The sequence below is a fragment of the Gemmatimonadota bacterium genome, from assembly GCA_026706845.1.
Lineage (GTDB): Bacteria > Latescibacterota > UBA2968 > UBA2968 > UBA2968 > VXRD01.
Genome location: JAPOXY010000025.1, coordinates 1 through 26,149, shown reverse-complemented (window position 1 = coordinate 26,149; position 26,149 = coordinate 1). Strand labels below are relative to the sequence as shown.

Genomic DNA, 26,149 nt, shown 5'->3' with positions numbered 1-26,149 from the left:
CGGCGAAGAAGCACATGCTGATTGAAAAGCCGATGTCACTGACCGGGCCAGAGGCCGAGGAGATGGTGCAGGCTGCCAGAGATAATGGCGTAGTGTTGACGATGCACCACAACCGGCATTATGATCGCGATTATTGTTTGGTGAAGCACGCGGTTTTAGATGGCGCGGTTGGCGAGATTGTTTCGCTTGAGAATCGCACGATGGGGGCGCGTCCTGCAGTGGGTTTTGGCGTGCCCGATTACAATCAGCAATGGCGCGTGACAGCCGCGGCAGGTGGGGGAACTTTGCTGGATTTTGGACCGCACTGGGTCGAGCAGATTATCGATTTGATGTCGGGGCACAAGGTGGTATCGGTATTTGCCGATGTGCGGCATACAAAGTGGGGCGATTCGGACGATTTGTTTGATATTGTGATGGTGTTTGACAATGGGGTGCGCGCGCGTGCTGCCAAGGCGGATATTTCTTTTTATTCCCTGCCGTATAAGTGGGTTGTTCTGGGCACGGAAGCCACGCTTGTGTGTGAACGTGGAGGCGGTGGCGAGGTGACGGTTTATGGTGAAGATTCTGAGGAAGTGCGTACCGATGCGGTACCGCGCGAAAATCTGCACGCGAATATTGCGCGGCATTTGCGCGAGGGTGAGGAGTTGATTATTACCGCGGAGCACGGTTTGCGGGTGATGCAGGTGTTGCACGCCGCACGCGAGTCGGGAGCTTCTGGCAAGAGTGTGGATGTGGAGATTTAATGGTAATGGGCAAACCCAATATTATTTTTATTTTGTTGGACGATTACGGATGGGCAGATACGACGTGTTACGGGAGTGAATTTTACGAGACGCCCAATCTGGATCGGTTGTGCGCCGAGGGGATGAAGTTTACGGATGCGTACGCGTCGTGTCCGGTGTGTTCGCCAACGCGTGCGAGTGTGATGAGTGGCAAATATCCCGCGCGGGTTGGGGTGACGAATTTTATCGATTGGGCCGGGAGAAATCATCCCAATCGCGGAAAATTGATCGATGTGCCCTATTTCAGGTATTTGCCCCATGAAGAGCGCACGGTTGCACAGGCGATGAAGGACGGGGGGTATGCGACCTGGCATGTTGGCAAATGGCATTTGGGTGGACCTGGATTTTATCCCGATGAACACGGGTTTGAGGTGAATGTGGGCGGATGCGAACACGGTTCTCCCGGGCGAGGGGGGTATTTTAGCCCGTGGACGATTCCGGTGCTGGATGATGTGGATGTGCCGGACGGGACGTATTTGACGGATTATTTGACGGATCGCGTCGTAGATTTGATCGAGAACCGCGACGATCGCCCGTTTTTCCTGAATTTGTGGTATTATACGGTGCATACGCCTATTCAGGCGAAGCGGGAAAAGATCGAGAAGTACGAAGAGAAAGCGAAGAAGATGGGGCTGGATAAAATTGATCCGTTTGAAGAGGGCGATTTTTTCCCAGGGGAACACAAGAAGGACAGGCGTATTACGCGGCGGACGGTGCAGTCCGATCCGGTGTACGCTGCGATGATCGAGAGCATGGATGAAAGTGTGGGGCGCATTTTAGACACGCTGGAAGCAGCGGGTATTGCCGATAATACCGCGATTATGTTTACCTCAGATAATGGTGGGTTGGCGACGAGTGAAGGTTCGCCAACGTGTAATGCGCCGCTCGCCGAGGGTAAGGGCTGGATGTATGAAGGCGGAACGCGAGAGCCGCTGATTGTCAAATGGCCCGGTGTGACACAGGCGGGGTCTGTTTGCGATGTTCCGGTGACGAGTACAGATTATTATCCGACGATATTGGAAATGGCGGATCTGGATCTGATTCCCGAGCAGCATTGCGATGGGGTGAGTATCGCGCCTTTGTTGAGGGGGGACGATCTGGCGCGCGATGCGATTTTCTGGCATTTTCCGCATTATGGCAATCAGGGAGGGACGCCTGGATCTTCGGTTCGAGCAGGGGATTATAAGCTGATTGAGTTTTTTGAATCCGGGCATGTCGAGTTGTACAATTTGCGAGAGGATATTGGCGAGGAGAATGATCTGGCAGATGAATTGCCCGGTGTGCGAGATCGATTGCACGCGCTTCTGAAAGCGTGGCAGGAGGAGATCGAAGCCAAAATTCCCGAGGAGAATCCAGATTTTGAGCCGTGGCAGGAAAGGCCGGTTTGGGAGACAGATCGAGGGAGATAGGTTATATTTTACGGGAGGTACATTTATGGACGATTCTATTAAGGTTGCAGTGGTGACCGGCGGCCACCGTTTTGATGTGCCGAATTTTCACGGGTTGTTCCGCAAGATGGAAGGCGTGGATGCCTATATTCAGTCTCTGGAGGATTTTGCATCGCCGCGAGCAGAGGAACGCGATTTCTACGATGCGGTTGTGTTTTACAATATGCACAAGGAGGGTCCGACAGATGAGAACCGCCCCGGGTGGATGGGGCGACCTCTGAGCGCGCTGGAGTCCTGGCTGGCGACGGGTAAGGGTGTTGTGTTGTTGCACCACGCGATTTTGGCATTTCCAAATTGGGATCCCTGGGTGCAGATCGCCGGTGTTGTCGCGGGGTCGTTTGAATCGTTCAGCCACGATGAGGTGATGCGGATTGGGGTAGAGGATGGGGATCATCCGATTACGCGAGGGATATCCGATTGGGAGATGGTCGATGAGACATATGTGATGGATGAACCGGATTCGGATAGCCATTTGCTGTTGACGACAGATCACCCGGTGTGTATGAAGTCGATTGGCTGGACGCGACAATACAATGGTACGCGGGTGTTTTGCCTTCAGAGTGGGCACGACAATCAGACGTGGAAGGATGAAAATTTTCAGTCGGTGTTAGTGCGGGGTATTCAGTGGGTCAGCGGGAGGATTTAGTGCTCAGTCTCAACTATTCGAGGAGAGTGTACAATGGCTGATACCAGGGTAGAAAAAGAAGTTGTAGATGGCGTTGCCCGAGATGAAAGTGGCGAGTGGCAGCCCGCAAAACGCCCGGCGCCTGCGCCGATTTTTGCATGGCCTCCGCGTCCTGTTGAGGCGCTGAAGTGGATGTTCGGTTTTCCGGGCTATTTGTGGCCCTGGAACGCGATTTATATGCTTATTGCTATTGGAACCTGGCTTTATTTGCAACCCGCGCTCGAGCGCTGTGTGGAGTTCCGCGTGGATTGGATTGCCGAGATGTATGTGCGGAATATTGCGATGTTAATCGTTATTGCGGGCGCGTGGCATGTGTATTTCTACAGGTTCAAGGCGCAGGGCACGCGGTATAAATACACGTCGAAATGGCTCGCGACATCTAATCGCAAGTTTTTGTGGGGCAATCAATTGCGCGATAATATTTTCTGGAGTTGTGTGAGTGGGGGGACGATCTGGACGGCTTATGAAGTGGTTTCTATGTGGGCATTTGCGAATGAGATAATTCCCTATGTCGATTGGCGCACAGAACCGGTTTATTTTGTTGCGTTGCTGTGCGGTATTCAGTTCTGGCGGCTTTTCCATTTTTATTGGGTTCACCGCCTGACCCACTGGAAACCCCTGTACAAGTCCGCGCACTATTTGCATCACAAGAATATCAATATTGGACCGTGGTCCGGGCTGGCTATGCACCCGATTGAGCATTTGTTGTATTTTAGCTGTATTTTGATTCACTGGGTGGTGCCGTCCCATCCGATTCACATGTTGATGAATGCACAACATGCGGCGTTTACACCGGCACAGGGTCATGTGGGGTTTGATAAAATTGAGGTGAAAGGCAGTGATAGAATGCCTGCGGCGTCGTTTTTTCACCAGTTGCATCACCGCTATTTTGAGTGTAATTACGGGGAGAATGATTTCCCGTTCGATTACTGGTTCGGTACGTTTCACGATGGGTCGCCAGAATCGCACGCCAGTATGCGCGCGAAGCGCAAGGCGGTGCATCAGATTTAATATTTGGGGGAAATACAGGGTGTTTACAACCGGGGCTTACGGCTGTGCTGCAGGTCCCGGTTTTGCGTTTTTGGAGCTTCAAAACTTTTTGATTGGATTGAGTAAAAAGTTTATAATGCAGAGACAAACCCCAATCTTCCAACAGGAGGTCAGAGATGGACCGGGAAGAGATGAGCAATGAAGAGAATTATGCGTTTGATGTCGCCGGATATTTGCACGTTCCAGGGGTGTTGAGTCGCGGGGAAGTTGAGACTTTGAACAGGGCGCTGGACGAAGTGGGTGGATCCGAGGGCATGCTGGGTTGGGAGGCACCCCAGCGGGATCTGTTTCGAAATTTGCTGGTGCATCCGCAACTGGTGTGGTATTTGAACCAGATTATTGGGCATGGGTTCCGACTGGATCAGGCACCCCGGTTGCTGGGGAGCCGGGAGGGGGAGATCGGGCAGGGCCTGTTTGGCGGAGATGAACCTCGGAATCCGTCCCGGGCGTATTTTATTCAAAATGGTCGTCGGTCGTGCCAGGGGGTGAAGGCGGTCTGGGTGCTGGAGGATGTGGAGGATGGAGATGGCGGACTTGTGGTGGTTCAGGCGAGTCACAAGAGCAATGTGGAAACGCCGCAGGATCTGGCGACGGGGCAGGACGATATGGGTTTGGTGAAGCAACCGGTGCTGAAGGCGGGTGATTTATTTTTGCTGGCGGAATCTGCGTTGCAGGGGATGCGTCCGTGGATGGGTTCGCCGAAACGGCTGTTGACGTACTGGTATGCGGGGCGGGCCGTCATCCAGTCGAATGGACCGGGACCGGGGGCTGAGACCGAAACGCGACCCGGGTGGACGGAGAGTGCGCCTCCCGAACAGAAGGCGGTGATGTACAGGCCGGGGTTTAAGGGTTCTAATCCGCCGCCGGTGCTGAATACCGATGGCGAAAAGACGTGGGTGGAAGAGAGTTCTGAGGTGATTCATCCTTCGATTTATATTCGGGATCCAGATTCAAAAATTGATGAGAAGGAATTTTATTTTTGGGATTTGAATGGCTATCTGGTGGTGCGCGGGGTGATGGATGAGGAATGGCTGGAAAAGGCGAATGAGGCGGTAGATAAATTTCAGGATCGGATTGAGGTTGGTGCAGAACTGGCGCGAGGTTCGAAGAGCCAGGCGGGAACGGGGCGGCCGTTATTGCCGGGGCTGGTGGATTTTCCCGCGCCTTATTGCGATCCGTTCCGGCGCATGATTGCCCATCCCGCTGTGGTGCATCGGCTGAACTGGATGGGAGCCAGCGGATATCGCACGGGTGGTGGTACAGTGTTTTGCGCGGTGCAAGGGACGTCGGGCCACGCGTTGCACGATGGGAATGAGCCGATGAGTCCGTCGCGGGGCTACCAGTTTAAGAATGGGCGGAGTTATTGCGAGACGGTGACGATTACGTGGCAGTTGCGGGATGTGGAGCCGGATCTGGGTGGGTTTGCCTGTGTGCCGGGTTCTCATAAAACGCAGTATTCGATGCCTCCGGGCGTCCGCACATGCGACGAGACGATGGGCCTGGTGGTGCAGCCGGCGATGAAAGCGGGAGATGTGTTATTTTTTATGGATGGTGGGTGTACACACGGCGCGCTGGCGTGGAAGAATCCGATTCCCAGACGGGGCGTGCTGATTAAATATCAGTCCAAAAATTCCAACTGGGGCGGTGGTGTGATTGATCCCCAGGAGCGCTGGGGCGATATGGTTGAAGATATGACCGAGGAACAGTTTGCGGTTATGCGCGGTCCCGAGCGCGATGGATGGGATCGCACAGTGCCCAGGTTGGTCGTGCGGGATGGACAGGTGCATGTGTCGTACGATCCGGAGGGTGATCGGTACGCGGCGTCTTATCGCAAGCCGGGGGAGAAGGTGGATTAAGGAGAAACGGGAAAATGCCGAGTAGAAGGGTCTTGCAACTGGGCTTTCTGGCTTCTCATAGAGGTACCAATTTGCAGGCTATTCTCGACGCCTGCAAAACAGGACGATTGCAGGCCAGGCCCAGGGTGGTCATCAGCAATAACTCGGATTCCGGAGCTTTGCAGCGGGCGAGAAAGATGGGCGTGCCAGCGGTGCATTTGAGTACCTATACCCATTCCGAACCCGGCGCTCTGGATGGGGCCATTCTGGCGTTTTTGCATGAATATGGAGTTGAGGTGGTCTGTCTTGCCGGGTATATGAAACGGTTGGGGCCGCGGACTTTGGCTGCGTACAGGGGGCGCGTTCTCAATATCCATCCATCCCTGTTGCCGAAGTTTGGAGGTCAGGGGTTTTACGGAGAGGTCGTGCATCGGGCGGTGTTGGCCGCGGGTGATCGTGAGACAGGGGCTACGGTGCATCTGGTTGACGAAGAATACGACCACGGTCAGGTTTTGGATCAGGTCCGGGTGCCGGTTGATCCTGGGGATTCGATCGAGACTCTGGCGGCCCGGGTGCTGCAACAGGAACACAGGCTTTACGTCCGGACATTGCAGCGCATTGCCTCTGGTGAGATTGAGTTGCAGGAGCTATAGAACCGGGGCTTATCGCAAGTCCCGGTTTTGTGCAGGAGTCTGCTATGACAATGTTATCACCCATGTTTGAGATTGCATTTGAGGAATACGGCGGGGCAGAGTGTTTTCCAGCAGATATCGACGGAGATGGTGTTCCGGAGATTCTCACCTATCAGGGACCGGGGATCTTTGGTCCAGAGCCGTTCAGGAGTTGGGATTTTGTAAGCGCGCTGTTTCCCGAGTCGGTGTCTGTCTCGGCATTTCGCGCAGATGGCCGACGCCTGTGGACGTGGGGGACGCCAAATCCGCCGCATATCCCTTATATTTCCCATTCCTATGAGGCCTGTATCGCGACGGGGGATATTGACGGGGATGGGCGCATTGAGGTGGTCTTAGCAGATGGCGATAGGGTTGTGGTCCTGGACGGTGAGACAGGGGAGGAGGTAAAGAGTGCCCGTCTTCCCGATGAGAATTATTACATCCTCCAGACCGCTGCACGGCCCACGGATGAACACGAGGCCGCTATTGCGATCAAAAATGGAGAGATGGGAAATGGTTCGTGGCGATATGGCGAGCCGGTGCTGGGTCTGAACGCAGGTCTGGAGCCGGTATGGGGTCCCAAAGCTGTTCCAGGAGGCGGGCACCACATTTTGTCTCTGGATGTGGATGGCGAGCCGGTGTATCTAATCGGATACTGTGCCGTGGGTATGGATGGGCAGATTTTGTGGACGATGGATGCTGTTGACCCGGAAACACTGAATGCAGACCAGCAGCATGTGGATTACACGGATGTGTTTCACACTGCCAGTGGTCCGGTTTTTTCTATTGCCGCGTCCGACAAACTGCACCTGTTTGGGGCGGGAGGCAGGACTTATTTTTCGAGAGAACACATTCATTGCCAGGGTACGGCTCTGGGACGTTTTCGTTCGGATTCTGAATTTCAGGTCGCGCTCTACAATTCGCCAGACGGCCCTATGGTGCTCTACGAACCAGATGGCACAGAAGTGTGGAGCAGGCCCACTGAGCGGATCTGGCCAATGGGTTTTCCCAGAGGCGGGGAAAAGCTCCGCATGCACAGAAACCGTCCGATTATCGCGCTTCGGGGGAGCCAGACATGGATCGGGTATGCCGATGGCGGATGGCCCTGGGGGATGGATGGGGATGGAGAGATGTCGCTGGCGTTTTCTCCACCGGCAAATGCAAAACATCCCGATTGTCCGGCGGGTATTTTGGAGCGTACGCGGCTCGATGACATCGGTTATAGCTATGCGATGCAGGTGTGTGATATGAACAATGACGGTAGAGAGGAAGCTCTGATCTACGACCGAAGGTTTATGTGGGTGTATGCGTTGCCTTAATATTACAGCAGGCCGATTTGACCCAGAGACGCACGGAGAAATTCCAAGTCTTTTTCCGTGGCAGAGAGTTGGGGGGATCTGAGATATCGGGCGGAGACGCCGTAGAGTTCCAGGATGGCGCGCCACATGGTTTGCCAGCCGCCCCGGAAATTGGGCTGTAGATCCCAGAGCGGGCGTTCGATTTCGACTGTGATCCGCCGCGCTTCGGCTATGTCGTTGCGGCAGAGCGCCTGGTGGAATTCCGAGCCGATGTGTGGGGAGAATGAGGTGGACCAGTCCATGAAGGTAGTACAGCCAAAGGGCCATTCGAGGAGGTGGCGCCACAGGGTGCCTCCGGTCATGATTTTCCAGTGGTGGCCGTATTTTTGCAAAGTTTCTACGGCATAGGCCGTGTCACCGTCTTCTTTGAAGCAGCAGATGCCGGGTTCGTCTATGAGCATATCCAGTGCGCGGTGCGAGGGATAGCCGACGAGCATCACCGGTATGATTTTGCCGATTACGGCATTGTGAGCAGCCACGCCTTCGGGGTCTGAGCCGTGGAATGTGGTGACGGACATGAGCGCATCTACGCCCCATTCGACGCATCTGTGGGCGAATGCTTCTGCTTGCCGGGTGGGCCATGCTCCGGTCGCGGCGATGGTGAGGGCGCGACCGGCGGTACGCGCGATGGTAAATTGTGTTAGTTGAGCGATTTCGTCTTCGCTGAGGCAGAAGTACTGGCTGTCGCCCGCTGTCAGCAAGATGACGCCGCTGCCGCCTCCAATGCCGATTTCGATGATGTTGCCTACGCCGTCCCAGTCGATGTCTCCATTTGATAGAAAAGGTGTCGGTATCGATGTGACAGGGCCTTCGAGGAGGTTTTTGATTTCATCGGGCGATTTTCGCGTTTGTGAGGTCATATTTTTTTACTCCCTTCTATTTCCGGATTTAATTGCTGTCCTTATAACAGTATAAGCATTTTTATTTTGAATTGATCCAGAAATTAGCTTACCATGTATTAAATGCACTAATAAACCCCAATCTTCTTACAGGAGGTCACCGATGGACCGGGAAGCGATGAGCAACGAGGAGAATTACAGCTTTGATGTGGCAGGTTATTTGCACATCCCGGGCGTGTTGAACCGAGGTGAGGTGAAGGCGCTGAATGAGGCGCTGGACAAAGGGGGGCAGAGTGAGGGGATGTTGAGATGGGATTCCCCACTTCGGGATCTGTTTCGGGATTTGATGATTCATCCACAATTGGTGTGGTATTTGAATCAGATTGTGGGCTATGGGTTCCGGCTGGACCGGGAGCCAGAGTTGTTGTGCGATGAGACCTGGGATGTAGAGGCGCCCCTGGTGGGGGGCAATGAGCCGAGAGATCCTGCCAGGGCGTACTATTTTCAGAACGGCCGCCGGTATTGCCAGGCAGTGCGAGCGATCTGGGCGCTTGAGGATGTGGAAGAGGGCGATGGTGGATTTGTGATGGTGCCGTGTACCCACAAGGTGAATGTGGAGACGCCAGAGGATGTGGCTACGGGTGTGGATGATATGGGTCTGACATTCCAGCCATTGCTAAAGGCCGGAGACCTGTTTCTGGTGGCGGGGACGGTGTTGCAGGGGGTGCGGCAGAGCAAAGGGTCTCGGAGATTGTTGAGCTACGAGTATGTGGGGCGGGCGGCGATTCAGTCTGCTGGGACGGGTCCAATGGTTGCGGAGGATCCTTCTCCAGAGTGGCAGGCGGAGATCAGCCCCGAACAGCGCGCGTCGCTTTACAAACCGGATTATGCGTATTCGACGCCTCCACCGGTGATTGTGACGGATGGCGAGACGGTAAAAATAGATGAATCGCGAGAGGTGTTTCATCCCTCGATTTACAGCCGGGATTCCAATTCCAATATCGATGAAAAAGAGTTCTATTTTTGGGAATTGAACGGGTATTTGATTCTCAAAGGGGTGATGGACGAAGAGTGGTTGGAGAAGGCGAATGAGGCGATTGACAAATTTGAGGACCAGATTGTGGTGCAGGAGGAATTGTCGCGGGGGTCGAAGAGTCTGGCGGGCACGGGGCGTCCGGTGCTGGGTGGTTTGCTGGATCTTCCCGAGCCGTATTGCGAGCCGTTTCGGAAGATGGTGGCTCACCCGCTTGTGCAACACAGGTTGACATGGATGGGTGGAAGCGGCGCGCGAATGAGTGGGCCGTCGGCGTTTTGTTCGGTTCAAGGGACGTCTGGCCATGCGCTGCACGATGCCGGGGAACCGATGTATCCGCCGATGGGCTATCAGTTTCAGAATGGGCGGAGCTATTCGGAGGCGGTGACGATCACATGGCAGTTGCGGGATGTTCCGCCCGGTCTTGGCGGGTTTGCCTGTGTCCCGGGTTCTCACAAGGGGAAATACCCAACGCCGCCGGGCGTGCGATCTTGCGATGATGACATGGGGCTGGTGAAGCAACTGGTGATGGAGGCGGGAGATGTACTGTTTTTTGCCGATGGCGCAACGACGCATGGCACCACGGCGTGGAAGAATCCCATCCCGCGGCGGGGGATCCTGATCAAGTACTCGTCGCGGAGTTTTCACCGCAGCGGTGGGGAGATAGTGCATCCGTGGAACCGCTGGGGCGACGATATGGTGGAGGGCATGACGGACGCGCATTTGGCCGTGATGCGCGGCACGGATCGTGATGCGCGAGAATACAATGTGCCCCGGCTGGAGGTGAAGGATGGCGAGGTGGAGGTGTCCTACGAGCGGGGGCAGGCACTTTATAGCGGCGAAGCGCCGGTGACGCCAGTGGTTGAACAGATGCGAAATAGAGCAGGCCGTTAGACGGTTCTGTTATCCAGCGAGTACTCGCGGTTTCCATTGGGACCGCCGCCAATTGCCCAGGTGCCGCGGAAGAGCGTCCGCCGCTTGGGGGGCATGGCTTCGATTGTTTCGTGGTCGAGGTTGAGGCGGTGCCACTGCGCCCAGATGGAGTTGTAGCAGTTGAAGACCGCGCATCTCGGGTTGTTCGGGTTGATCCAGTCATTGGCAGCGTGGATCAGGCTTTCCGTGAAGATGACTACCGAGCCTGCGGGGCAGCTATAATCTTCCATTGCGTCTCTCATACTGGATTCATAGGGGGAGCCGCCGATATTTGGTCGAAACCGATCCGGGCCGCCGTAATTGAAGTGGGCTTTGTGTGACCCGCTGAGAAAAGAGGTGCCGCCCTGTCCTGCCACGACTTCCTCGAGTTCCCACACGACCCGGGTCAGCCCGGCAAAAATTTTGTTTCCCGCGACCTGATAGCGCATGGCGTTAGCCTGCTGGGGTGGACGCACGACGTGGGGCATGCCGTTGTCTCTCCGTTCCGATTTGTCCCATCCGGGAGGTCGCACGGTGGTGAAGGAGCCTTCGCAGCGGAAGCCGTAGCAGTCGTCTTTCACAAAGGGGTCTTCAGATAGGATTTCGTTTAGAATGCCCACGATTGCCGGGTGATCCAGCAGGTTCTGAAGCGCGCCCTCATAACTCCGCCTGGCACCGGCATATACTTCCGCTTTCATCTCTTCTATCTCGGTTGCCGATAGCACAGATGGTATCAGGATCCAGCCGCGAAGGTCGAAGAAGAATTTTTGTTCGTCGGTCATGGGTATGGGTGTCATATTTCCTCCTTTATATTGGTCCATTGGCGAGGCGAACGGTTTCGCCGCCCTGATCGATGGATTGCATTGCGGATAGGATCATTCGCGTGGCTTCCATGCCGTATTGGCCATCCACAGGGGATGGCCCGCCGCGGGCAAATTTGGCAATTTCCTGAACCAGCTTGCGGTCTGCGCCGAAGTGAGAGGTTTCAAAGGCTTCGGCTTTGCATTGTATGATTTCTTCTCTGCGTTCTCCGTAGTCCGTTACGAGATCGATTTCGCCTTTCAGGCGCGTCAGGATCATTCGGCCTTTTGTGCCGACCAGTTCAAAGGTTTCTTCGTCTTCGGCTTGGGGACCGTAAATGGCGTAGAAGATGGAGGCGACGATTCCGTTGTCGTACTGGAAGTGGATGGATGCGTGGTCGAAGATGTCTGCGCCGGGTTTATATACGCAGTTGTCTTTTCGGCGCATGGGGTCGGTTTCCTGGGCGAAGGTCTGATCTATCGCGCCCCGGGCCTGATCCTGTGTACCCGTTTCGACCAACTCCGCTCGATAAGGACAGGTCCAGTCGTCGCAGACGGCACAAAATTCGGGCGCGTCTTCGCGCACTTCAAAGAGGTTGCGCCCCCCAAAGGCGTTGACCTGGAGGCAATGGCCGCCCGCAAACCAGTTGAATACGTCTGTGTAGTGCGATGCCTTGTCGTTGAGCGCACCACCGCTTAAGGCCCGCGTGCGGTGCCAGGTCATAAAATAATGCGTATAGGGGATTACGGCGCGAATAAGCATCATTTTGAGGTCGCCAATGACGCCGCTTTTCAGCAGGTTGTAGAGTTCGATCCAGGGCTGTTCATAGCGCCTGGTAAAGCCCATGATCATCGGATTATTTGTGTTGTGCTCTTCTTTTTGAATGGCTATGGCGTCTTCAAGCGTATGTGCGATGGGCTTGTCCAGATAGACCTTTTTGCCCGAGCGCAGTGCGGGTATTGCCGCTTCGCGATGGGCCGCCGTGGGCGTGGTGATGACAACCAGATCTACGTTATCGTCGGCAATCAGGGCTGTTGGATCGCTGTAGAATGCGGGTGAAAAAGTTCTGTTGCCCGCTGCTGCTGCGATTCTGTTTACATCTTCAAGGGCGATGTGCATGCGGCTTTCTGTGCGGTTGCAGAAGGCGGTGATTGTGATGTCCAGGTCGCTGGCTTGTTCGGCAATTTGATGGCCAATACAGTTGATGCCACGGCTGCCAGTTCCGATGATGCCCACGCGAATGGTGTTTGTTGTCACTGTTGAGTTCTCCGGGGATTGTATCAGGGTTCTTGTGAAGAATATACCAATTATTTCCGAAAACAAAAGCTATCTTGTGACGCACAGGATGATTCTGGGGACTTTTATGAGAGGATCGGAGTATGGAGCGTTTGCAAATTCGATTGTCAGAGCATCGCCGCGGGCATGTGGATAAAGACCCATCTGGGGTTAAAAAAGGTAGGTTTTTATGACTCTCACACCCAATCAAATCCGGGATTATCACGCAGACGGTTTTACCATTGTAGAGGGACTCATTTCGCCGGGGCTTCTCAAAGAGATCGCCGAACACCTGGATCGCGCTGCGCTCGGGCAACTCGATTCCGGGATTGCCGTGCAGGTCGAACCCGAGGTCCAGCGCCTGGATATTCGCCCCGAGAATCCCTTGAACCGCATTCGCAAAGTCAGCCGCGTTGTCCGGCACGATTCTTTTTTTCGGTCTGTGGCTACCTGTGAACCCATTCTGTCGTGTATGCGGGATATTCTGGGCGATAACTTGCGCTTTTTCGGCGACGAAGCCCAGCTCAAACCCGCTTTCTACGGGTCTGCTCATGCCTGGCACCAGGACGCGCCTTATTTTTATTCAATACCTCTCCCAGTTGCCACTGTCTGGATCGCTGTGGATGAGGCGACTCCCGAAAACGGCTGTCTTCAAGTTGTGCCCGGTTTGCACCGGCAGGGTATCCTGAAACGCCCCAATTCGGATCAGCCCTGGTTTGACGAAGGAGAATTTGATACCACCGATGCCGTGCCCGTTGTTCTGAATGCGGGCGATGCCCTCTTTTTTCATCTGTGCCTGCCCCACGGCTCTGATTCCAATACGTCTTCTAAAAGGCGCCGTTCCCTGATCTACCGCTATATCAATGTGGATCACATTACTACGGATATGATCCCGCTTGTGAATCGCCACGGGTGTCTTTCAAACGCATCCGATAGTCATCCCATTTTCAGAATGGCGATTCCGTAAACGGGGATCTCCAGTAAGAAATCAGGAGAGAATATATGGAGAGGAAAGTCAGACTCGGAATTACCAGAGATTTCTTCGATCCGGCCGGAAATCTGGCCATTCCCGGCCCGGGGCTGGAACTGCTCAATGAGATGCCCGAAGTCGAGTACCGGATATTCGATCGGTTTCTGCCGGAAGTCGGTGCCGAACAGATACGTGGATGCGATATGGTCATCTCCTGGACCGCTCACTGGACAAAGCGCTCACTTGCGGGAAACGACCAACTGATCGCAGTCCTCTACACCGGTGTGGGATACGACCACATTGATGTTCAGGCTCTCACCCAGGCGGGCGTCATGCTCTGCTTTGCTCCCGACGCGGTTCGCCGGCCAATGGCCTGTACCATCATCACCTTCATTCTGGCGCTCGCGATGCGACTCATTAACAAAGATAGAATAACCCGCCAGGGACACTGGTCGGAACGGGATGCGTATCACGGTGAAGGTCTGACCGGCAAAACCCTCGGTTCCATCGGCGTCGGCAACATCGGCCACGAGGTGTTTTTACTGGCCAGGCCGTTCGGGATGCGGCACCTGGCCTGTGACCCCTACGTAGAACAGGACGCCGTATCCGATATCGGCGCAGACCTGGTAGATATGGATACGATTCTGGCCGAGTCCGACTTCCTGAGTATCAGCGTGCCATTTAGCGAAGAGACACACCATCTGATTGGGAAAGAAGAATTGCGCAAAATGAAATCCACGGCCTACCTGATCAACACCTCGCGCGGCCCCGTCGTCGATGAAGCAGCGCTCATTCAGGCGCTGCAGCAAGGATGGATTCGAGGGGCCGGATTGGATGTGTTCGAACAGGAGCCCGTCGATCCCGACAATCCGATTCTCAAAATGGACAATGTCGTTGTATCCCCGCACTCTCTGGGGCATACCGATGAATACTTTGAAGGCGCCTGGCGCGATAAATTCCGCCAGGCCGCGCAGATTCTTCGGGGTGAGATTCCCGAGGCTGTGGTGAACCGTGATGTGCTTGAAACACCGAGGTTTCGGACAAAGTTCCGAAAATTTCAAACACCGTAGTGTTTTTGGAAGGGGACGTTTCACGAGAGGATTGAGGAGTATGGAGCGTTTGCAAATTCGATTGTCAGAGCATCGCCGCGGGCATGTGGATAAAGACCCCGCACTAACTGTGGATGGATCTGGTCGATTCTGGGTTGCCTGGCACGGGTACAGGCCCAAAGAAGATCGGATTCTGGTGCGGTCTTTTAAGGGCCAGCAGCGAGGTCCTCTGCTGGTAGTGAGTGAAGATGCGGGGATCAATTTTCAGCCGCGGATTGCGTGCGGGGGCGATGCAGTGTGGGTGGTGTGGTGCGCTGTGCGGGAGGGACGATGGTGCGTGCTAGCCCGATCGCCAGACGAAATGGGCGAGGTGGTGCGATTGGCTGAGGCGGAGGCGAGTCTGGCTTTCCCAAATGTGACTTCGGATAGTGAGGGCAGGATATGGGTAGTCTGGACTGCGCTGGTGGGTAGGAGACGTCGGGTGTTTGGGAGGTGTCTGGATGGGAATCGCTGGGCTGAGGTCGTGGATCTGTCGCTGGGTGGGGGAGATCACTATCGGCCCGTGCTGTGTGGTCATGCCGGAGGTGCCTGGGTGGCTTACCAGACGCTCCAAAATGGAGCTTGTGATCTTTTTTTGAGAAAGTGGACGCCAGATGGGGTGGGACGACCGGAGAAGTTTTCGCTTACAGATGACTGGGAGTTGTTTCCGCGGTTGTGTCTCGACGGTTCAAACGGGGTCTGGGCGACGTGGGTGGTCACGCGCGATGTGATCCATCCCAAAGGATTTGTGGATCACAAAGTGGAGGCGATGGCTTCGCATTTTGACGGTCGGTCCTGGACGCCCTACAGGGGTCTGGATCGCACTATGCCCGAAGGGTATGTGGCGCATCTCTACGATGGATTGCTGGGGCGCGAGCATTATATGGGGTTTGTGGGGTGGCGACGGCGACCACAGATTGTGCGGGAAATGAATGGAGATGTCTGGGTTCTTTATGAGCGCAAAGAGGACGAGTTGGTCAACCGGCACGGTCCGGATGCGCTGTTTTACGCTCGTCCCCTGACCGGGAGAAATCAGGGGCGGTCCTGCGAGGTAGATGGTGAGGTACACGCCTATACAGTGAATGGAGATTTATCGGTGGTGGATGGGGGGTTGCCATTTGCCGCCCAGATTTCCGAGGGGCGATATTATGCGGATATCTGTGCCGGGTATTTGCCACTGGATCGGGCGCGGTCCGTGGAGGAACACCCGTCTTCGGCGTGGCGGTCGTGGCGGCCGATCCGACTGCCCGAACCGCCTGTGTTTGATCAGCGGCCCGAAATAGAGGTGGAGGGAAAGACCTATAAGCTTTATTGGGGAGATCTCCATTGTCACGGCAATCTATCGGGTGATGCGGAGGGCGAGATCGACGAGAATTACGCGTATGGGCGCTACAAAGCACGGCTGGATTTTATGGCGGTGACGGATAATGATGCGCTTTACGATAATATTCTCACGCCATCAGAGCTCGAACTGATTTTGGCGGAGGCCGATCACTTTAACGATCCTGGACGATTTGTGGCCGTTCCCGCCTATGAACGCACCTATCGCAAGGAATCGGAGAGTGGACCGAATCATCGGATTATGCTATTTCCAGATGGGGCAGTGCCTCTGTATCATTTTACTGAGTCCGATGCGGATACACTGGAGAAGTGGGTGGCAGCGATGGAGAGGACGCGGGCTTTTACATTTCCACACCATCCCACCTGGTGGGTGATTCCGAGCAGTCGGCTCGGGGGTGTGGAACTGTGTTCGTGCTGGGATATTTACATTCAGATGCGGGATACGATTCCAGAGGCACTGCGGCAGGGCTATCGCCTGGCGTTTATGGGGAATAGCGATTCCCATCGGATTGTGCCCGGGATGGGTGGTGCTCTGACGGGTGTGTGGGCCGAGGCGTTGACCCGAGAGGCGCTATTTGAAGCTCTGTGGGCACGGCGGTGTTTTGCCACCAACGGTGCTCGTGTTGTGCTGGATGTGCGGGTGAACGGAATGCCCATGGGATCGGAGGTGGAGGTGGCAGGGCAGGTACAATTAATCTGCAGGGTACAGGCATCCCGAATGGTGCAGGAGGTCGCGCTGTTCAGGGATGGAGAGCAGGTGCTGGAGCAATGGGTCGGAAAAGAACAGGCCGTTTTGAGGTTTGAAGATGAGCCAGGTGTTGGAGAACATTTTTATTATTTAGAGGTTAGACTAAAGCCGCTTCGCCGGGTGCCGATGGGTGGGCGCTGTGGAAATCTGCAGGTGGCACAGGGCGATTTTGCATGGTCGAGTCCAATATGGGTTAAAAGGAGAGGGTTATGATATCAGAAATGCGTCAGCATTTTGAAGAACACGGTTGGGTGCGACTGGAGGGCGTATTGGAACGAAAAAAAATAAACGCTTATAAGTCCACGTTAGATCGCATCGCGTCTGGCATTTGGTCGCTGACGGGCAATGACATGACGACCACTCGAATAGATACCCTCATTCTTCGGGACGACTCTTTTATCGAGTTCATCAAAATTCCCTGCATCCTGGAAGCGTACACTGAGATCGGCGGTATTGCAGCCACACTCAAGAATTCCTGGGCTTTTATCAAGCGACCTGCTGATTTTCGTCATAACGCTAAAGAGGTCCAAAAATACAAGCAAGACATGAGCTATAAGAAGGGCTGGCATCGCGGTAGTGCGCCAAAGTGGGGAACGTACGAAGACGAGTGTCACCCGGGAATGCACCATTTCCCTTATCTGAATTTCTTTGTATTCCTGACGGATGTGGGATCTGGTGATGGCGGGACCTTGGCTATGGATAAGTCGCACAAGGTTCACGGTGACTACGCGGAAGTGAGTAAGTTCTGTGAGCCTATTGAGGCCACTTGTAGCGCGGGAGACGCTTTCCTGTTTACGGAATCGCTGATGCATTCGGCACCCCATATCCTGACCGAGAATACGCGGTATTCGATGACTTATACATTTATTCCGCCCTTCTACTGCAATATGCGGCATTACGAGGTTCCCGAATGGTTTCTCCAGAATATACGGAATGACGATCTGCGCGGTGTTTTAGGAGCATGGCGAGGTAAACTCGACCAGTGCTATCGGAGGCCGTACACGTACAATTTCGAGGATGTATAACTGAGATTTTCAAGGGGAAAAAATGAGCGAACCGACTTTTCAAGATGTGGCTTATGGGGATCACGATCGGGATGTGGTAGATCTTTATCAGGCGGATTCGAAAGATCCGGCACCAGTGTATGTGTATATTCACGGTGGGGGATTTCGGGGTGGGGACAAAGCAGGGATTTCGCAGGTGTTGCTGAAAGGTTGTCTGGAGGCGGGTATTTCTGTGGCGGCTATCAATTATCCGCTTTCGGGAACGGATCGGTATCCGGCGGCGATGGAGCACAGCCAGCGGGCAATTCAGTTTATCCGGTGGAAGGCAGAGGAGTGGAATTTGGACGCTTCTCGGGTGGCGGCAGGAGGTGGATCTGCTGGGGCCGGGATTTCGATGTGGATCGGGTTTCGCGGGGAAGAAGCAGAGCCGGAAAGCGAAGATCCGGTGGCCCGGCAATCTACACAGCTAACGTGCGTGGCGTCGTGGCAGGGGCAGTGTTCTTACGATCCGCATTTTATCCGTACGATTATTTCGGGGCCGGCGTATGCGCACGAGGCGCTACAGCTATTTTTTGGATTTTCTCCCGAGGAATTCGATAAGCCGGAGGCCCGGGCGATGTTTAAAGCAGCTTCGGCAATCAATTATGTGTCTAAAGACGCGCCGCCCGTGATGTTGTGGTACACCACACCAAATTTGCCGATGGATCCCGAGCCGGATGCGGGGCAGGGAATCCACCATCCGATATTCGGACAGGTGCTGAAGGAGAAGATGGATGCGCTGGGCGTGGCGTGCGTGGTGCGGATGCGAGAGGATGTAGCAGAGGAGGATCAAGGGGCGATTCAGGCGCGGTTTTACAGGGCGACGGTTGAGTTTTTGAAGCGACAGTTTGAAATGGGTTGAATGACTATTAAAGGAGTGTCCTATGATCACCGCAGGGGTTGCATGTCTGGATATCACACCACCGCTGGGTACAATGATTCCGGGATCGTTTGAGGATCGGTTTGCAGAAAAGGTGCGCGATCCATTGCATGTGCGCAGTTTTGTGGTGGAACGAGAAGGGGAAGGTGTGGCAATTGTGGTGTGCGATTTGATCGGGGTGAAGCGGGATTACCTGGACCGCGCTAAGGAGCGAATTGCGAAGGAGACGGAACTGAGTGCAGAACGGGTTTTGATTTCTTGCACGCATACGCACACGGGGGCTGTCACGGGCGATGATGCTTATACGGCGTTTTTGATCGATCGGATTGCCGATGCCGTGAGGCTGGCGTGGCAGAACCGAAAGCCAGCGCAGGTGGGGTTTGGGCAAGCTCTTGAGGACCGCGTGGTTTTTAACCGCCGCTATCGCATGCGCGATGGATCGGTGCGCTCGAATCCCGGTGTGGGCAATCCCGAGTTCGTGGCGCATCTGGGACCTATTGATCCGGAGTTTGGCGTGCTGTGTTTGCCGGGGGTTGCTGGGGGGGCGATTGGTTTGCTGGCCAATTACGCACTGCATTATATCGGTATGCCCGAATCCGCGTATTCGATCTCCGCGGATTATTTTGGGATTTTTTCAACGCTGATTCAGCGGATGCGGAATGCCTCTTTTGTCGCTGCGCTTTCAAATGGCGCGTGTGGGGATATCAATAATATAGATGTGCTGGGGGATAAGCGCCCTGTGAAAGACCGTTCTCTGCATGCGGAACGGGTGGCGGGTTTGATTGCAGCGGGCGTTCTGTGGGCGTGGAATGAGATGGATTTTGCGTCCGATGTGTCTCTTGGGGCGGCGATGCAAGAGGTGGTTCTGGCGCGCAAGCCAAAGCCTTCTGAGGCGGACATGGCGCGTGTGGAGGAGATTGAGGCCATGGAGCGTCCCACGATGGCCGAGCGCGCTTTGGTGCGCCGAATAACCAGGCGCATGGCCGATGTGCCGGATCGGGTGCGGACATGGGTGCAGGCACTTCGCATTGGAGACCTGGGGATTGCGGCTGTGCCGGGGGAGTTGCTGGTGGAACTGGGGTTGGATTTGAAAGCCCGATCTCCGTTTTCGCAGACTATAGTGATCGAGTTAGCCAATGATTCGGTGGGGTATTTGCCGACGAGGCAGTCTTATGAAGAAGGGGGATATGAGCCGGAGGCGAGCGTCTTTGCGCCGGGGTGTGGCGAGCAGATTGTCGATGCGGCTTTGGGCTTGTTGAAGCAATTGCGATGACCAAAAAGGGTGGGAGATGGCTATCGATGAAAAGCAGGTGGTGGAAGAACAATCTGGAGTACTCCGAGAACGGGTGACGGGACGCGCGCTGGTGATAGGTGTGCTCACGATTGTGGGGATGGCGCTTTTCATGTCCTATTTCGGGCGGAATCTGGTGAAGAATTACATGCCCGTAGCAGTGGCTCTGCCGTTTGTGGTGTGGCTGGGGATCAATACGGTGTTGAAGCTGTTTGCGCGGGGGTGGGCACTGTCCCGGATGGAGATGTTGACGGTGTTTTTCATGGTGTGGCTGGTGGGGAATTTGCCGGGTATTGGGTGGGCGATGTATATGGTGACCGATATTGTGGCTCCGGCTCACTATGCCTCGCCTGAGAACCGGATGCGAGAGGTGGTGATGCCCTATTTCCCGCGCTGGCTGTTTCCAGAGGAATCGGAGGCGGTGATCGGGCAGTTGTTTACCGGGGTGGAGGTGGATGGGGCTATCCCGTGGCTGGCCTGGGTGCGGCCGCTGTTCTGGTGGTTGATGGCGTGTTTGTCGCTGGTTGGGGCGGGGTTTTTTTCGAGTGTAATTTTTTACAAACAGTGGCACGAGAAGGAGCGGCTGGTTTTTCCGATGGCGACGTTCCCGATGGATATGCTCAGGCAGTCTGCAGGCAGTCGGGTGCCGGATGTGTTTAAGAATAAGGTGTTCTGGATTGGGTTCGGTTTCGTGGCGGGGATTATTGGCTGGAATATCATCGGGTATTTCGCGCTCAGCTTGCCGCCTATTACCCTGTTTTATTCTACCACGTACAAAGCCGTGCCTCTGGGACATCATTTTCCGGATTATTTTTTGCGGGTGCAGCCGATGATTATGGGGCTGGCGTATTTGTGCCCGCTGGATATTCTGTTCAGTTTCTGGTTTTACGATTTTGTGAATATTTTGAAAAAGGGATTGCTGAACCGCACGGGGTTTACGGTGGGTTTGCCCGGGCAACCAGCGATGGGCGGCGAGATCGCGATGCTGGAATCGCACGGGGCGCTGGTTTTTCTGGTGGGATGGTCGGTGTGGGTCGCCAGGGGGCATTTGCGGGAGACGCTGCAAAAGGCGTTTGAAAGGGGGCGCGAGGGTGATGACGGAGCTCCGGTTTCTTATCGCACGGCGTGGCTGGGGCTGTTGTCTTCGGCGGTGTTTTTGGGCGGGTGGATGGTGTCTGCCGGTATGCGGGTTCCCGTGATGCTGGTGCAGTTGCTGTTGCTATTTATCTGTTTTTTTGGGATTACCAAATACGCGGCGACTACGGGTTTTATTTTTTTGTCTCCTGCGGGTGGAAAGGGAGCCGATGTGCTCCTGGCGCTGGGCGGAACGTCGAATCTGCCACCTGCGACACAGACGTCTATCTGGCTGGTGAATAGCAATGCGCTTTGCGGGGTGCCGATTCGGATTACGTGTATTCCGTCGGTGACGCATTTTTTTCGGATGTTGGGCGATCACCTGCGGCGGCATCCGCTAATTTGGGGGTGCATCCCGGTGGCGTTTGTGACGGGTTTTGTGGTTTCTGTGGGCGCGCAGCTTTACCGGTGTTATACCGAGGGCGGTCTGAATGGGCACATGGCGCTGTGGGACTGGGGTGTGTTGATGGGCAGGGTGTCGTTGATTGAAGGGAGCAAGCTGACGGTATTCGATCCGCAGAAGTTGGGGGTGTGGTTTTTTGGGTTTGCAGAGGCAGGCGTGCTGACTTATTTGAAGGCGCGGGTGTCCTGGTGGCCGTTTCATCCGGCGGCGATTGCTTTGCCTGTGGGGCGATACGGGTTTTGTTTGCTGATTGTGTGGTTGATGAAGACCTTTGTCATCCAGTTTGGAGGCGTGAGTCTTTACCGGCGGTCTTTACCGTTTTGGTACGGGGCGATTGTGGGGTATTTATTCGGGATTGGGGTCTCCAAGGTGGTGGATATAATCTGGTTTCCAGATGCGGGACATGGGGTACATGGGTGGTGAGGGTTTTGAAGGTTTACGAAAGACTGTCTAAGAACTCCTGTGGAATTTTTGCACCATAGACCTGGGGGTGACCGTTGCGGTTGGAGGTGTAGATGAGCCACGCGTTGTCAGAGGTCATGTAAGGATGGGTGTGCGACCACTGGTTGCTGTCGTGCTCGGTGCGGCTGAGGACGAGGCATTTGTGACGACCCGATTCGAGGGAACCGATGTGGATGGGGATGTTTTCTTCCTGGGTGGCGTCCCCGACCCAGTATCGGCCACAGCGGGAGACGCTGACGTGACCAAAGCGGTGGGGGGTTTTGCTGACCAGATTTGGGGCATTGTCGCGTAAGCCCGCAGTCCAGACGTTGCCTTCGCTGTCTTCGTCTTGTCCCGTGGAGATGAAGATGTGGTCGGTTGTGCCAATCCACGCTTCGTGACCGGTGGGGCGCGGCGTGTGGGGACGATCAACGGGAAACCATGTGATGCCTTCGCGATCGGGTTCAAGAGCGCCGAGGTGGACGAATTTGACGTCGGGCATTTTGTTGGCTTGAATGAGGATGCGGTTGTTGCCGTCGAGGGAGAATTGTTCGTGTTTGAAGTGGTAGTCGTCCCGCTGGGCGAGGGTGCTGCTTTTCCCGGTTGAGAGGTCTGTACACCAGACTTTGCTCGATCCGCCTTCGGGATGGACGCTGGCAGCGTAGTAACGCCCGTCCTGGGAAGTGGTGCCGTAGCTAAATCGGCCCTCTTCGGTCGGCAAAGTTGTGATGTCTTCTTTTTCGAGGGTCTGATAGTTGCAGCGTTTGAGTACAAGCGCGTCCCCGTCTTGTTGCTGATAGTAGAGGTGTTCGCCCCAGGCGTGGAAGGCGGGGAAATGGGGGGCTTCGTCGAGTACGGTGTGGAGGCTGCCGTCTGTGAGGTCGAGGAAGGATAGGCCACCGTCCTGATCGTTTTGGGGATAATATCGGATTGTGACGCGGCTTCCATCAGCCGAGGAATAGGGTTGTTCGCCATAGATGTTGTCGGCGGGACGGGGATCGTCGATGAGCTGGTAGATTTCAGCGCCGGAGTTGGGATCGGTTTCGACGAGTTTCATGGCGTGTCTCCTGAGAATGGCGGTTGGAGGAAAGATTTGAGGAAATATAACATGTGTGTGGATGATCCATCAAGCGATTTTCCGCTTTGATTGGAAGGGAGATCGGATATGATACTTAAAATTTTGGATACGGCTGTCAATTGCGTTACGATGCAGGTGGCGTGCAAGGACGCTCGGGGGATGCGAATCTATCGCGCGGATCGGGCGGATGGTGTGTTTAAAGAAGTCGGCGTTGCCCGAGAAGATCGGTTTGTGGATGCGGCGGATTTGCTACCGGGGAAGACGTATTATTATATCGCCGTTGGTTCTGCTCAGTATCTGGAGCAAGATGAGTTGGGGGATCTGGAATCCGTTGAGGCGCATGTGCCCCGGACGCCTTGTGAGAAACAGGTCGAGCTGACGGAGAAGGCAGAGGTGTTTGAGGTTCGGATGGGTGGGTATGTAGATGAGTCGAATGCTGTAACCCTTGGGCCGGAAGTGTATTGCCCGGGGCCTAATTCGAGTATGCCTCCCTATGATCAGGTGTTTGAGCCAAATCTTTATGTGGTGATCGAAAATACGGGTGAGACAGATTTGGTGAATCCGTGGTTGGTGGCAAATGGACAGCGGGATTGGTGGTCGGTGGAGGCGATGGCAAAAGAGGCGATAGGCGGACGGGATCTGGACGAAGAAGAGCGGATGATGGCGTTGTGGCAATTTGTCGTAGATGAGGTTTACGATAGCCGATGCGGGATGTCCTGGTATGACGATGTGAGCGATCCGGTAAAGTTGTTCAATGCGTATGGGTTTGAGGGGTGTATAGGGTATGCGATTGCCACGAGTCGGTTGGGCGAGGTGATGGGGGTGAAGTCGCGCGAGGTATGGGTTGACGGTATTCTGGATGGGCACGGTCGGGGGCGGCAGTGCAGCCATACGATTTTTGAAGCGTGGGCAAATGGGGCGTGGCATTTGCTCGATACGGATCAGATGGTGTTTTTCTTAAAACGGGATAACCGCACGGTGGCCAGTGTGGCTGATCTGGCGCGGGATCCAGAATTGATGAGCAGGTCGCACCGGAACCTGGGACTGGCGGGAAAGGATCTGGCGGAGAAGGATTATTACAGCGCGCAGTTCAAGAATCGGGAATTTGTGTATCCGACCAATCCGAGTGCTGCTTGGACTCGGGGAGATGGCCGTGTGCAACAGGATACGACGCAGTTGCCGCTACCCCATACGATGGCGATGCGCTTGCGCCCGGGCGAGAAGCTGGTGCGCTATTGGGATCAGGTGGGTAAGACAGTGGTGCGGGGGCGTCGGTTACATCCCGAGGTGCGGTATTCCAATGGCAAGCTGGTCTATCGGCCCGATCTGCGAACTCCGCTGGCGCTGAGAGGATTAGAACAGCAGGTGAATGTGGTGCAAGAAACGTCGGGGAAGTTGCCAGCTGTTCATCCGATTCAAGATCAAAGCGTTTCCCAAATGATCTGGAAGATACATTCGCCATATCCAATTGCCGGAGCGAGAGTGGGTTTGTCCTACAGACGGGCGAGCAGGGAAGACGGACTTGAGGTGTTGCTGTCTCGGGATGGAAAGGACTGGCGGTCGGTCTGGGTGGCAGCGGGACATCGGGCAAGTGAATGTGTGGATCTGGACTGGTATTTGAATCCGGCTTTGTTCGACTGGCGGGGAGATTGGGATCCGGGATGGCGGGTTGGACCGCTGTATGAATATTATGTTCAGGTGGCGATGTGGGCTGGTGCGAATGCCGAGGATGTAGGGGTGGATAAAATTTGGTTTGATACGGATTTGCAGTGTGCGACGCGATCTTTGCCATCGCTGTTATGTGGTGAAAATCACATTCAATATCGAGATGAGACAAAGGGTAAGCGGAATGTTCGGATAATCTATGGATGGCGGGAGGAGCATTGTATTAAACCGCCGGAGGTACCCGAGCCGGTGTTTCCGGATGATGGCGCAGAGTTGGATCAGACGGATTTTGAGTTTCGCTGGAAAAGCCCTGAGGGAAATGGGTCAGAGGTGGATGATTATCACGTCCAGGTGAGCAGGTACCCGGATTTCCGGTGGTGCGTGTGTCCCACTTTTGACCGATATGTGAGTCGCACGGCATATGCGGGGAAGACGCGCTGGCAACCGCAGTTTGCTGGGCTGTTGAACCCGGGCGAGCGATATTATTGGCGCGTGCGCGCGCGAAATGCACAAGGGGTGTGGAGTGATTGGAGCCGGGCGTGCGCGTGGTCGGTTACTCCGGAAACTTAAATGGCGGTTCGATGTGGAGCCAGTTGATGCCGTTGAGTGCTTTGAGGAAGGCGATCAGGTCTTGTTTTTCGGCGTCTGTGAGGTTGAGGGGGGTAATCAATTCGTCGAGGAAGGGATTGGGATTACCGCCTTTGTCGTAAAATTCGATGATTTCTTTCAGGGTTTTGATGCTGCCGTCGTGCATATAGGGGGCTGTGCGCGCGATTTCGCGCAGGGTAGGTGTTTTCATTGCGCCAAAGTGTTCTAACTTTTGGGTTTGCTCATAACGCCCGGGATCGATGCCTTTGATGTCTTTCAGGTTGCCGGTTTTTTCGTAAGTGGAAAGATCAGCGCGGTCCCAGCTCGTACCGATGTTGTGAAAGTCTTCGTCTGTGTAGTTGAATCCCATGTGGCAGAGTGTGCAGCGCGCTTTGGTGCGAAAGAGACGCAGGCCCCGGATGGCGGATTCGGACATGGAGCCTTTGGGACCGCCGTATTCGAACAAATCGTAGGGCGATTCGCCAGAGATGAGCGTGCGTTCGAAAGCGGCTAAGGCTTTGGCGATGTGGTCGGGTGTGATGGTGCTGTCCCCAAATGCGGCTTTGAAGTGGGTACGGTACCCAGAGATGGCTGATAAGGTGGAGACGACATGCTCGAGGGTGTTGCCCATTTCTGTGGGGCTCTGGATGGGGATGAGTGCCTGTTCTTCGAGGGAAGTAGCCCTGCCGTCGTAGAAATAAATCGTGCCGTAGGCCCGGTTGATCAGGGTGGGCACATTGCGTTCAGGCATCTGGCCGTCGATACCTGTGGGCAGGACGCGGCCATCGGT

General features: G+C 55.0%; 21 protein-coding genes. 16 read left to right on the top strand and 5 right to left on the bottom strand.

The window, feature by feature from the left end:
* From OXG87_02585 to OXG87_02555, 7 genes are all read left to right on the top strand, one after another.
* A partial coding sequence (locus tag OXG87_02585) for a Gfo/Idh/MocA family oxidoreductase (protein MCY3868415.1) occupies window positions 1–743 on the top strand: 743 nt, incomplete at its 5' end.
* On the top strand, window positions 743–2,191 hold the full coding sequence (locus tag OXG87_02580; GenBank protein MCY3868414.1) for a sulfatase: 1,449 nt from the start codon (window positions 743–745) through the stop codon (window positions 2,189–2,191). The genes OXG87_02585 and OXG87_02580, both read left to right, overlap by 1 nt.
* 25 nt (window positions 2,192–2,216) lie before the next feature.
* Complete coding sequence (locus OXG87_02575; protein ID MCY3868413.1) at window positions 2,217–2,876, top strand: ThuA domain-containing protein; 660 nt, start codon at window positions 2,217–2,219, stop codon at window positions 2,874–2,876.
* Window positions 2,877–2,909: 33 nt separating this feature from the next.
* A complete protein-coding gene (locus OXG87_02570) occupies window positions 2,910–3,926 on the top strand; it encodes a sterol desaturase family protein (GenBank protein MCY3868412.1) in 1,017 nt (338 codons plus the stop codon).
* Window positions 3,927–4,081: 155 nt separating this feature from the next.
* Window positions 4,082–5,821, top strand: a complete 1,740-nt coding sequence (locus OXG87_02565) for a phytanoyl-CoA dioxygenase family protein (GenBank protein ID MCY3868411.1) — start codon at window positions 4,082–4,084, stop codon at window positions 5,819–5,821.
* Between the two features lie 14 nt (window positions 5,822–5,835).
* Window positions 5,836–6,453, top strand: coding sequence for a phosphoribosylglycinamide formyltransferase (gene purN, locus OXG87_02560; protein ID MCY3868410.1), 618 nt, complete (start codon window positions 5,836–5,838; stop codon window positions 6,451–6,453).
* 44 nt (window positions 6,454–6,497) lie between these two features.
* Window positions 6,498–7,790: a hypothetical protein gene (locus tag OXG87_02555; protein ID MCY3868409.1), complete on the top strand. Its 1,293-nt coding sequence runs from the start codon at window positions 6,498–6,500 to the stop codon at window positions 7,788–7,790.
* A gap of 2 nt (window positions 7,791–7,792) precedes the next feature.
* Here OXG87_02555 and OXG87_02550 read toward each other — a convergent pair whose 3' ends face one another.
* Window positions 7,793–8,689, bottom strand: coding sequence for a dihydrodipicolinate synthase family protein (locus OXG87_02550; GenBank protein MCY3868408.1), 897 nt, complete (start codon window positions 8,687–8,689; stop codon window positions 7,793–7,795).
* A gap of 142 nt (window positions 8,690–8,831) precedes the next feature.
* On the opposite strand from OXG87_02550, the gene OXG87_02545 reads away from it, so the two are divergent.
* Window positions 8,832–10,595 (top strand): phytanoyl-CoA dioxygenase family protein, encoded by a 1,764-nt coding sequence (locus OXG87_02545; GenBank protein ID MCY3868407.1) that lies wholly within the window; start codon window positions 8,832–8,834, stop codon window positions 10,593–10,595.
* On the opposite strand, the gene OXG87_02540 is transcribed toward OXG87_02545, so the two are convergent.
* Window positions 10,592–11,410: a phytanoyl-CoA dioxygenase family protein gene (locus OXG87_02540; protein MCY3868406.1), complete on the bottom strand. Its 819-nt coding sequence runs from the start codon at window positions 11,408–11,410 to the stop codon at window positions 10,592–10,594. The two genes, OXG87_02545 and OXG87_02540, sit on opposite strands and share 4 nt — an antisense overlap.
* Before the next feature lie 10 nt (window positions 11,411–11,420).
* Window positions 11,421–12,671, bottom strand: a complete 1,251-nt coding sequence (locus OXG87_02535; protein MCY3868405.1) for a Gfo/Idh/MocA family oxidoreductase — start codon at window positions 12,669–12,671, stop codon at window positions 11,421–11,423.
* A 208-nt stretch (window positions 12,672–12,879) separates the two neighbouring features.
* Between OXG87_02535 and OXG87_02530 the strand changes: the two genes are divergently transcribed.
* From OXG87_02530 to OXG87_02500, 7 genes are read left to right on the top strand one after another with little or no spacing between them, the layout of a single operon-like run.
* The gene (locus OXG87_02530; protein ID MCY3868404.1) at window positions 12,880–13,656 is read left to right on the top strand and encodes a phytanoyl-CoA dioxygenase family protein; all 777 of its coding nucleotides are present in this window, start codon (window positions 12,880–12,882) and stop codon (window positions 13,654–13,656) included.
* Between the two features lie 35 nt (window positions 13,657–13,691).
* On the top strand, window positions 13,692–14,729 hold the full coding sequence (locus tag OXG87_02525) for a dehydrogenase (protein MCY3868403.1): 1,038 nt from the start codon (window positions 13,692–13,694) through the stop codon (window positions 14,727–14,729).
* Between the two features lie 40 nt (window positions 14,730–14,769).
* Entirely contained in the window at window positions 14,770–17,049 is a 2,280-nt protein-coding gene (locus tag OXG87_02520) for a DUF3604 domain-containing protein (protein MCY3868402.1), read from the top strand.
* Complete coding sequence (locus tag OXG87_02515; GenBank protein ID MCY3868401.1) at window positions 17,046–17,861, top strand: phytanoyl-CoA dioxygenase family protein; 816 nt, start codon at window positions 17,046–17,048, stop codon at window positions 17,859–17,861. The genes OXG87_02520 and OXG87_02515 overlap by 4 nt, the downstream gene beginning before the upstream one ends.
* 22 nt (window positions 17,862–17,883) lie before the next feature.
* A complete protein-coding gene (locus OXG87_02510) occupies window positions 17,884–18,741 on the top strand; it encodes an alpha/beta hydrolase (protein ID MCY3868400.1) in 858 nt (285 codons plus the stop codon).
* A gap of 22 nt (window positions 18,742–18,763) precedes the next feature.
* Window positions 18,764–20,032 carry a hypothetical protein gene (locus tag OXG87_02505; GenBank protein ID MCY3868399.1) on the top strand — a complete coding sequence of 423 codons (1,269 nt, stop codon included), beginning with the start codon at window positions 18,764–18,766 and terminating at the stop codon, window positions 20,030–20,032.
* Window positions 20,033–20,048: 16 nt separating this feature from the next.
* Window positions 20,049–22,010 (top strand): hypothetical protein, encoded by a 1,962-nt coding sequence (locus OXG87_02500; protein ID MCY3868398.1) that lies wholly within the window; start codon window positions 20,049–20,051, stop codon window positions 22,008–22,010.
* Window positions 22,011–22,023: 13 nt separating this feature from the next.
* On the opposite strand, the gene OXG87_02495 is transcribed toward OXG87_02500, so the two are convergent.
* The gene (locus tag OXG87_02495; protein ID MCY3868397.1) at window positions 22,024–23,085 is read right to left on the bottom strand and encodes a hypothetical protein; all 1,062 of its coding nucleotides are present in this window, start codon (window positions 23,083–23,085) and stop codon (window positions 22,024–22,026) included.
* A gap of 108 nt (window positions 23,086–23,193) precedes the next feature.
* On the opposite strand from OXG87_02495, the gene OXG87_02490 reads away from it, so the two are divergent.
* On the top strand, window positions 23,194–25,341 hold the full coding sequence (locus tag OXG87_02490; protein MCY3868396.1) for a fibronectin type III domain-containing protein: 2,148 nt from the start codon (window positions 23,194–23,196) through the stop codon (window positions 25,339–25,341).
* On the opposite strand, the gene OXG87_02485 is transcribed toward OXG87_02490, so the two are convergent.
* Window positions 25,325–26,149, bottom strand: an 825-nt coding sequence (locus tag OXG87_02485; protein ID MCY3868395.1) for a c-type cytochrome, incomplete at its 5' end; no start/stop codon positions are given. The genes OXG87_02490 and OXG87_02485 overlap by 17 nt on opposite strands.

Bases quoted from the DNA above. Each gene is read 5' to 3' on its own strand.
- OXG87_02580 (MCY3868414.1), top strand. From the start codon at position 743: ATGGTAATGGGCAAACCCAATATTATTTTTATTTTGTTGGACGATTAC.
- OXG87_02575 (MCY3868413.1), top strand. From the start codon at position 2,217: ATGGACGATTCTATTAAGGTTGCAGTGGTGACCGGCGGCCACCGTTTT.
- OXG87_02570 (MCY3868412.1), top strand. From the start codon at position 2,910: ATGGCTGATACCAGGGTAGAAAAAGAAGTTGTAGATGGCGTTGCCCGA.
- OXG87_02565 (MCY3868411.1), top strand. From the start codon at position 4,082: ATGGACCGGGAAGAGATGAGCAATGAAGAGAATTATGCGTTTGATGTC.
- purN (MCY3868410.1), top strand. From the start codon at position 5,836: ATGCCGAGTAGAAGGGTCTTGCAACTGGGCTTTCTGGCTTCTCATAGA.
- OXG87_02555 (MCY3868409.1), top strand. From the start codon at position 6,498: ATGACAATGTTATCACCCATGTTTGAGATTGCATTTGAGGAATACGGC.
- OXG87_02550 (MCY3868408.1), bottom strand. From the start codon at position 8,689: ATGACCTCACAAACGCGAAAATCGCCCGATGAAATCAAAAACCTCCTC.
- OXG87_02545 (MCY3868407.1), top strand. From the start codon at position 8,832: ATGGACCGGGAAGCGATGAGCAACGAGGAGAATTACAGCTTTGATGTG.
- OXG87_02540 (MCY3868406.1), bottom strand. From the start codon at position 11,410: ATGACACCCATACCCATGACCGACGAACAAAAATTCTTCTTCGACCTT.
- OXG87_02530 (MCY3868404.1), top strand. From the start codon at position 12,880: ATGACTCTCACACCCAATCAAATCCGGGATTATCACGCAGACGGTTTT.
- OXG87_02525 (MCY3868403.1), top strand. From the start codon at position 13,692: ATGGAGAGGAAAGTCAGACTCGGAATTACCAGAGATTTCTTCGATCCG.
- OXG87_02520 (MCY3868402.1), top strand. From the start codon at position 14,770: ATGGAGCGTTTGCAAATTCGATTGTCAGAGCATCGCCGCGGGCATGTG.
- OXG87_02515 (MCY3868401.1), top strand. From the start codon at position 17,046: ATGATATCAGAAATGCGTCAGCATTTTGAAGAACACGGTTGGGTGCGA.
- OXG87_02510 (MCY3868400.1), top strand. From the start codon at position 17,884: ATGAGCGAACCGACTTTTCAAGATGTGGCTTATGGGGATCACGATCGG.
- OXG87_02505 (MCY3868399.1), top strand. From the start codon at position 18,764: ATGATCACCGCAGGGGTTGCATGTCTGGATATCACACCACCGCTGGGT.
- OXG87_02500 (MCY3868398.1), top strand. From the start codon at position 20,049: ATGGCTATCGATGAAAAGCAGGTGGTGGAAGAACAATCTGGAGTACTC.
- OXG87_02495 (MCY3868397.1), bottom strand. From the start codon at position 23,085: ATGAAACTCGTCGAAACCGATCCCAACTCCGGCGCTGAAATCTACCAG.
- OXG87_02490 (MCY3868396.1), top strand. From the start codon at position 23,194: ATGATACTTAAAATTTTGGATACGGCTGTCAATTGCGTTACGATGCAG.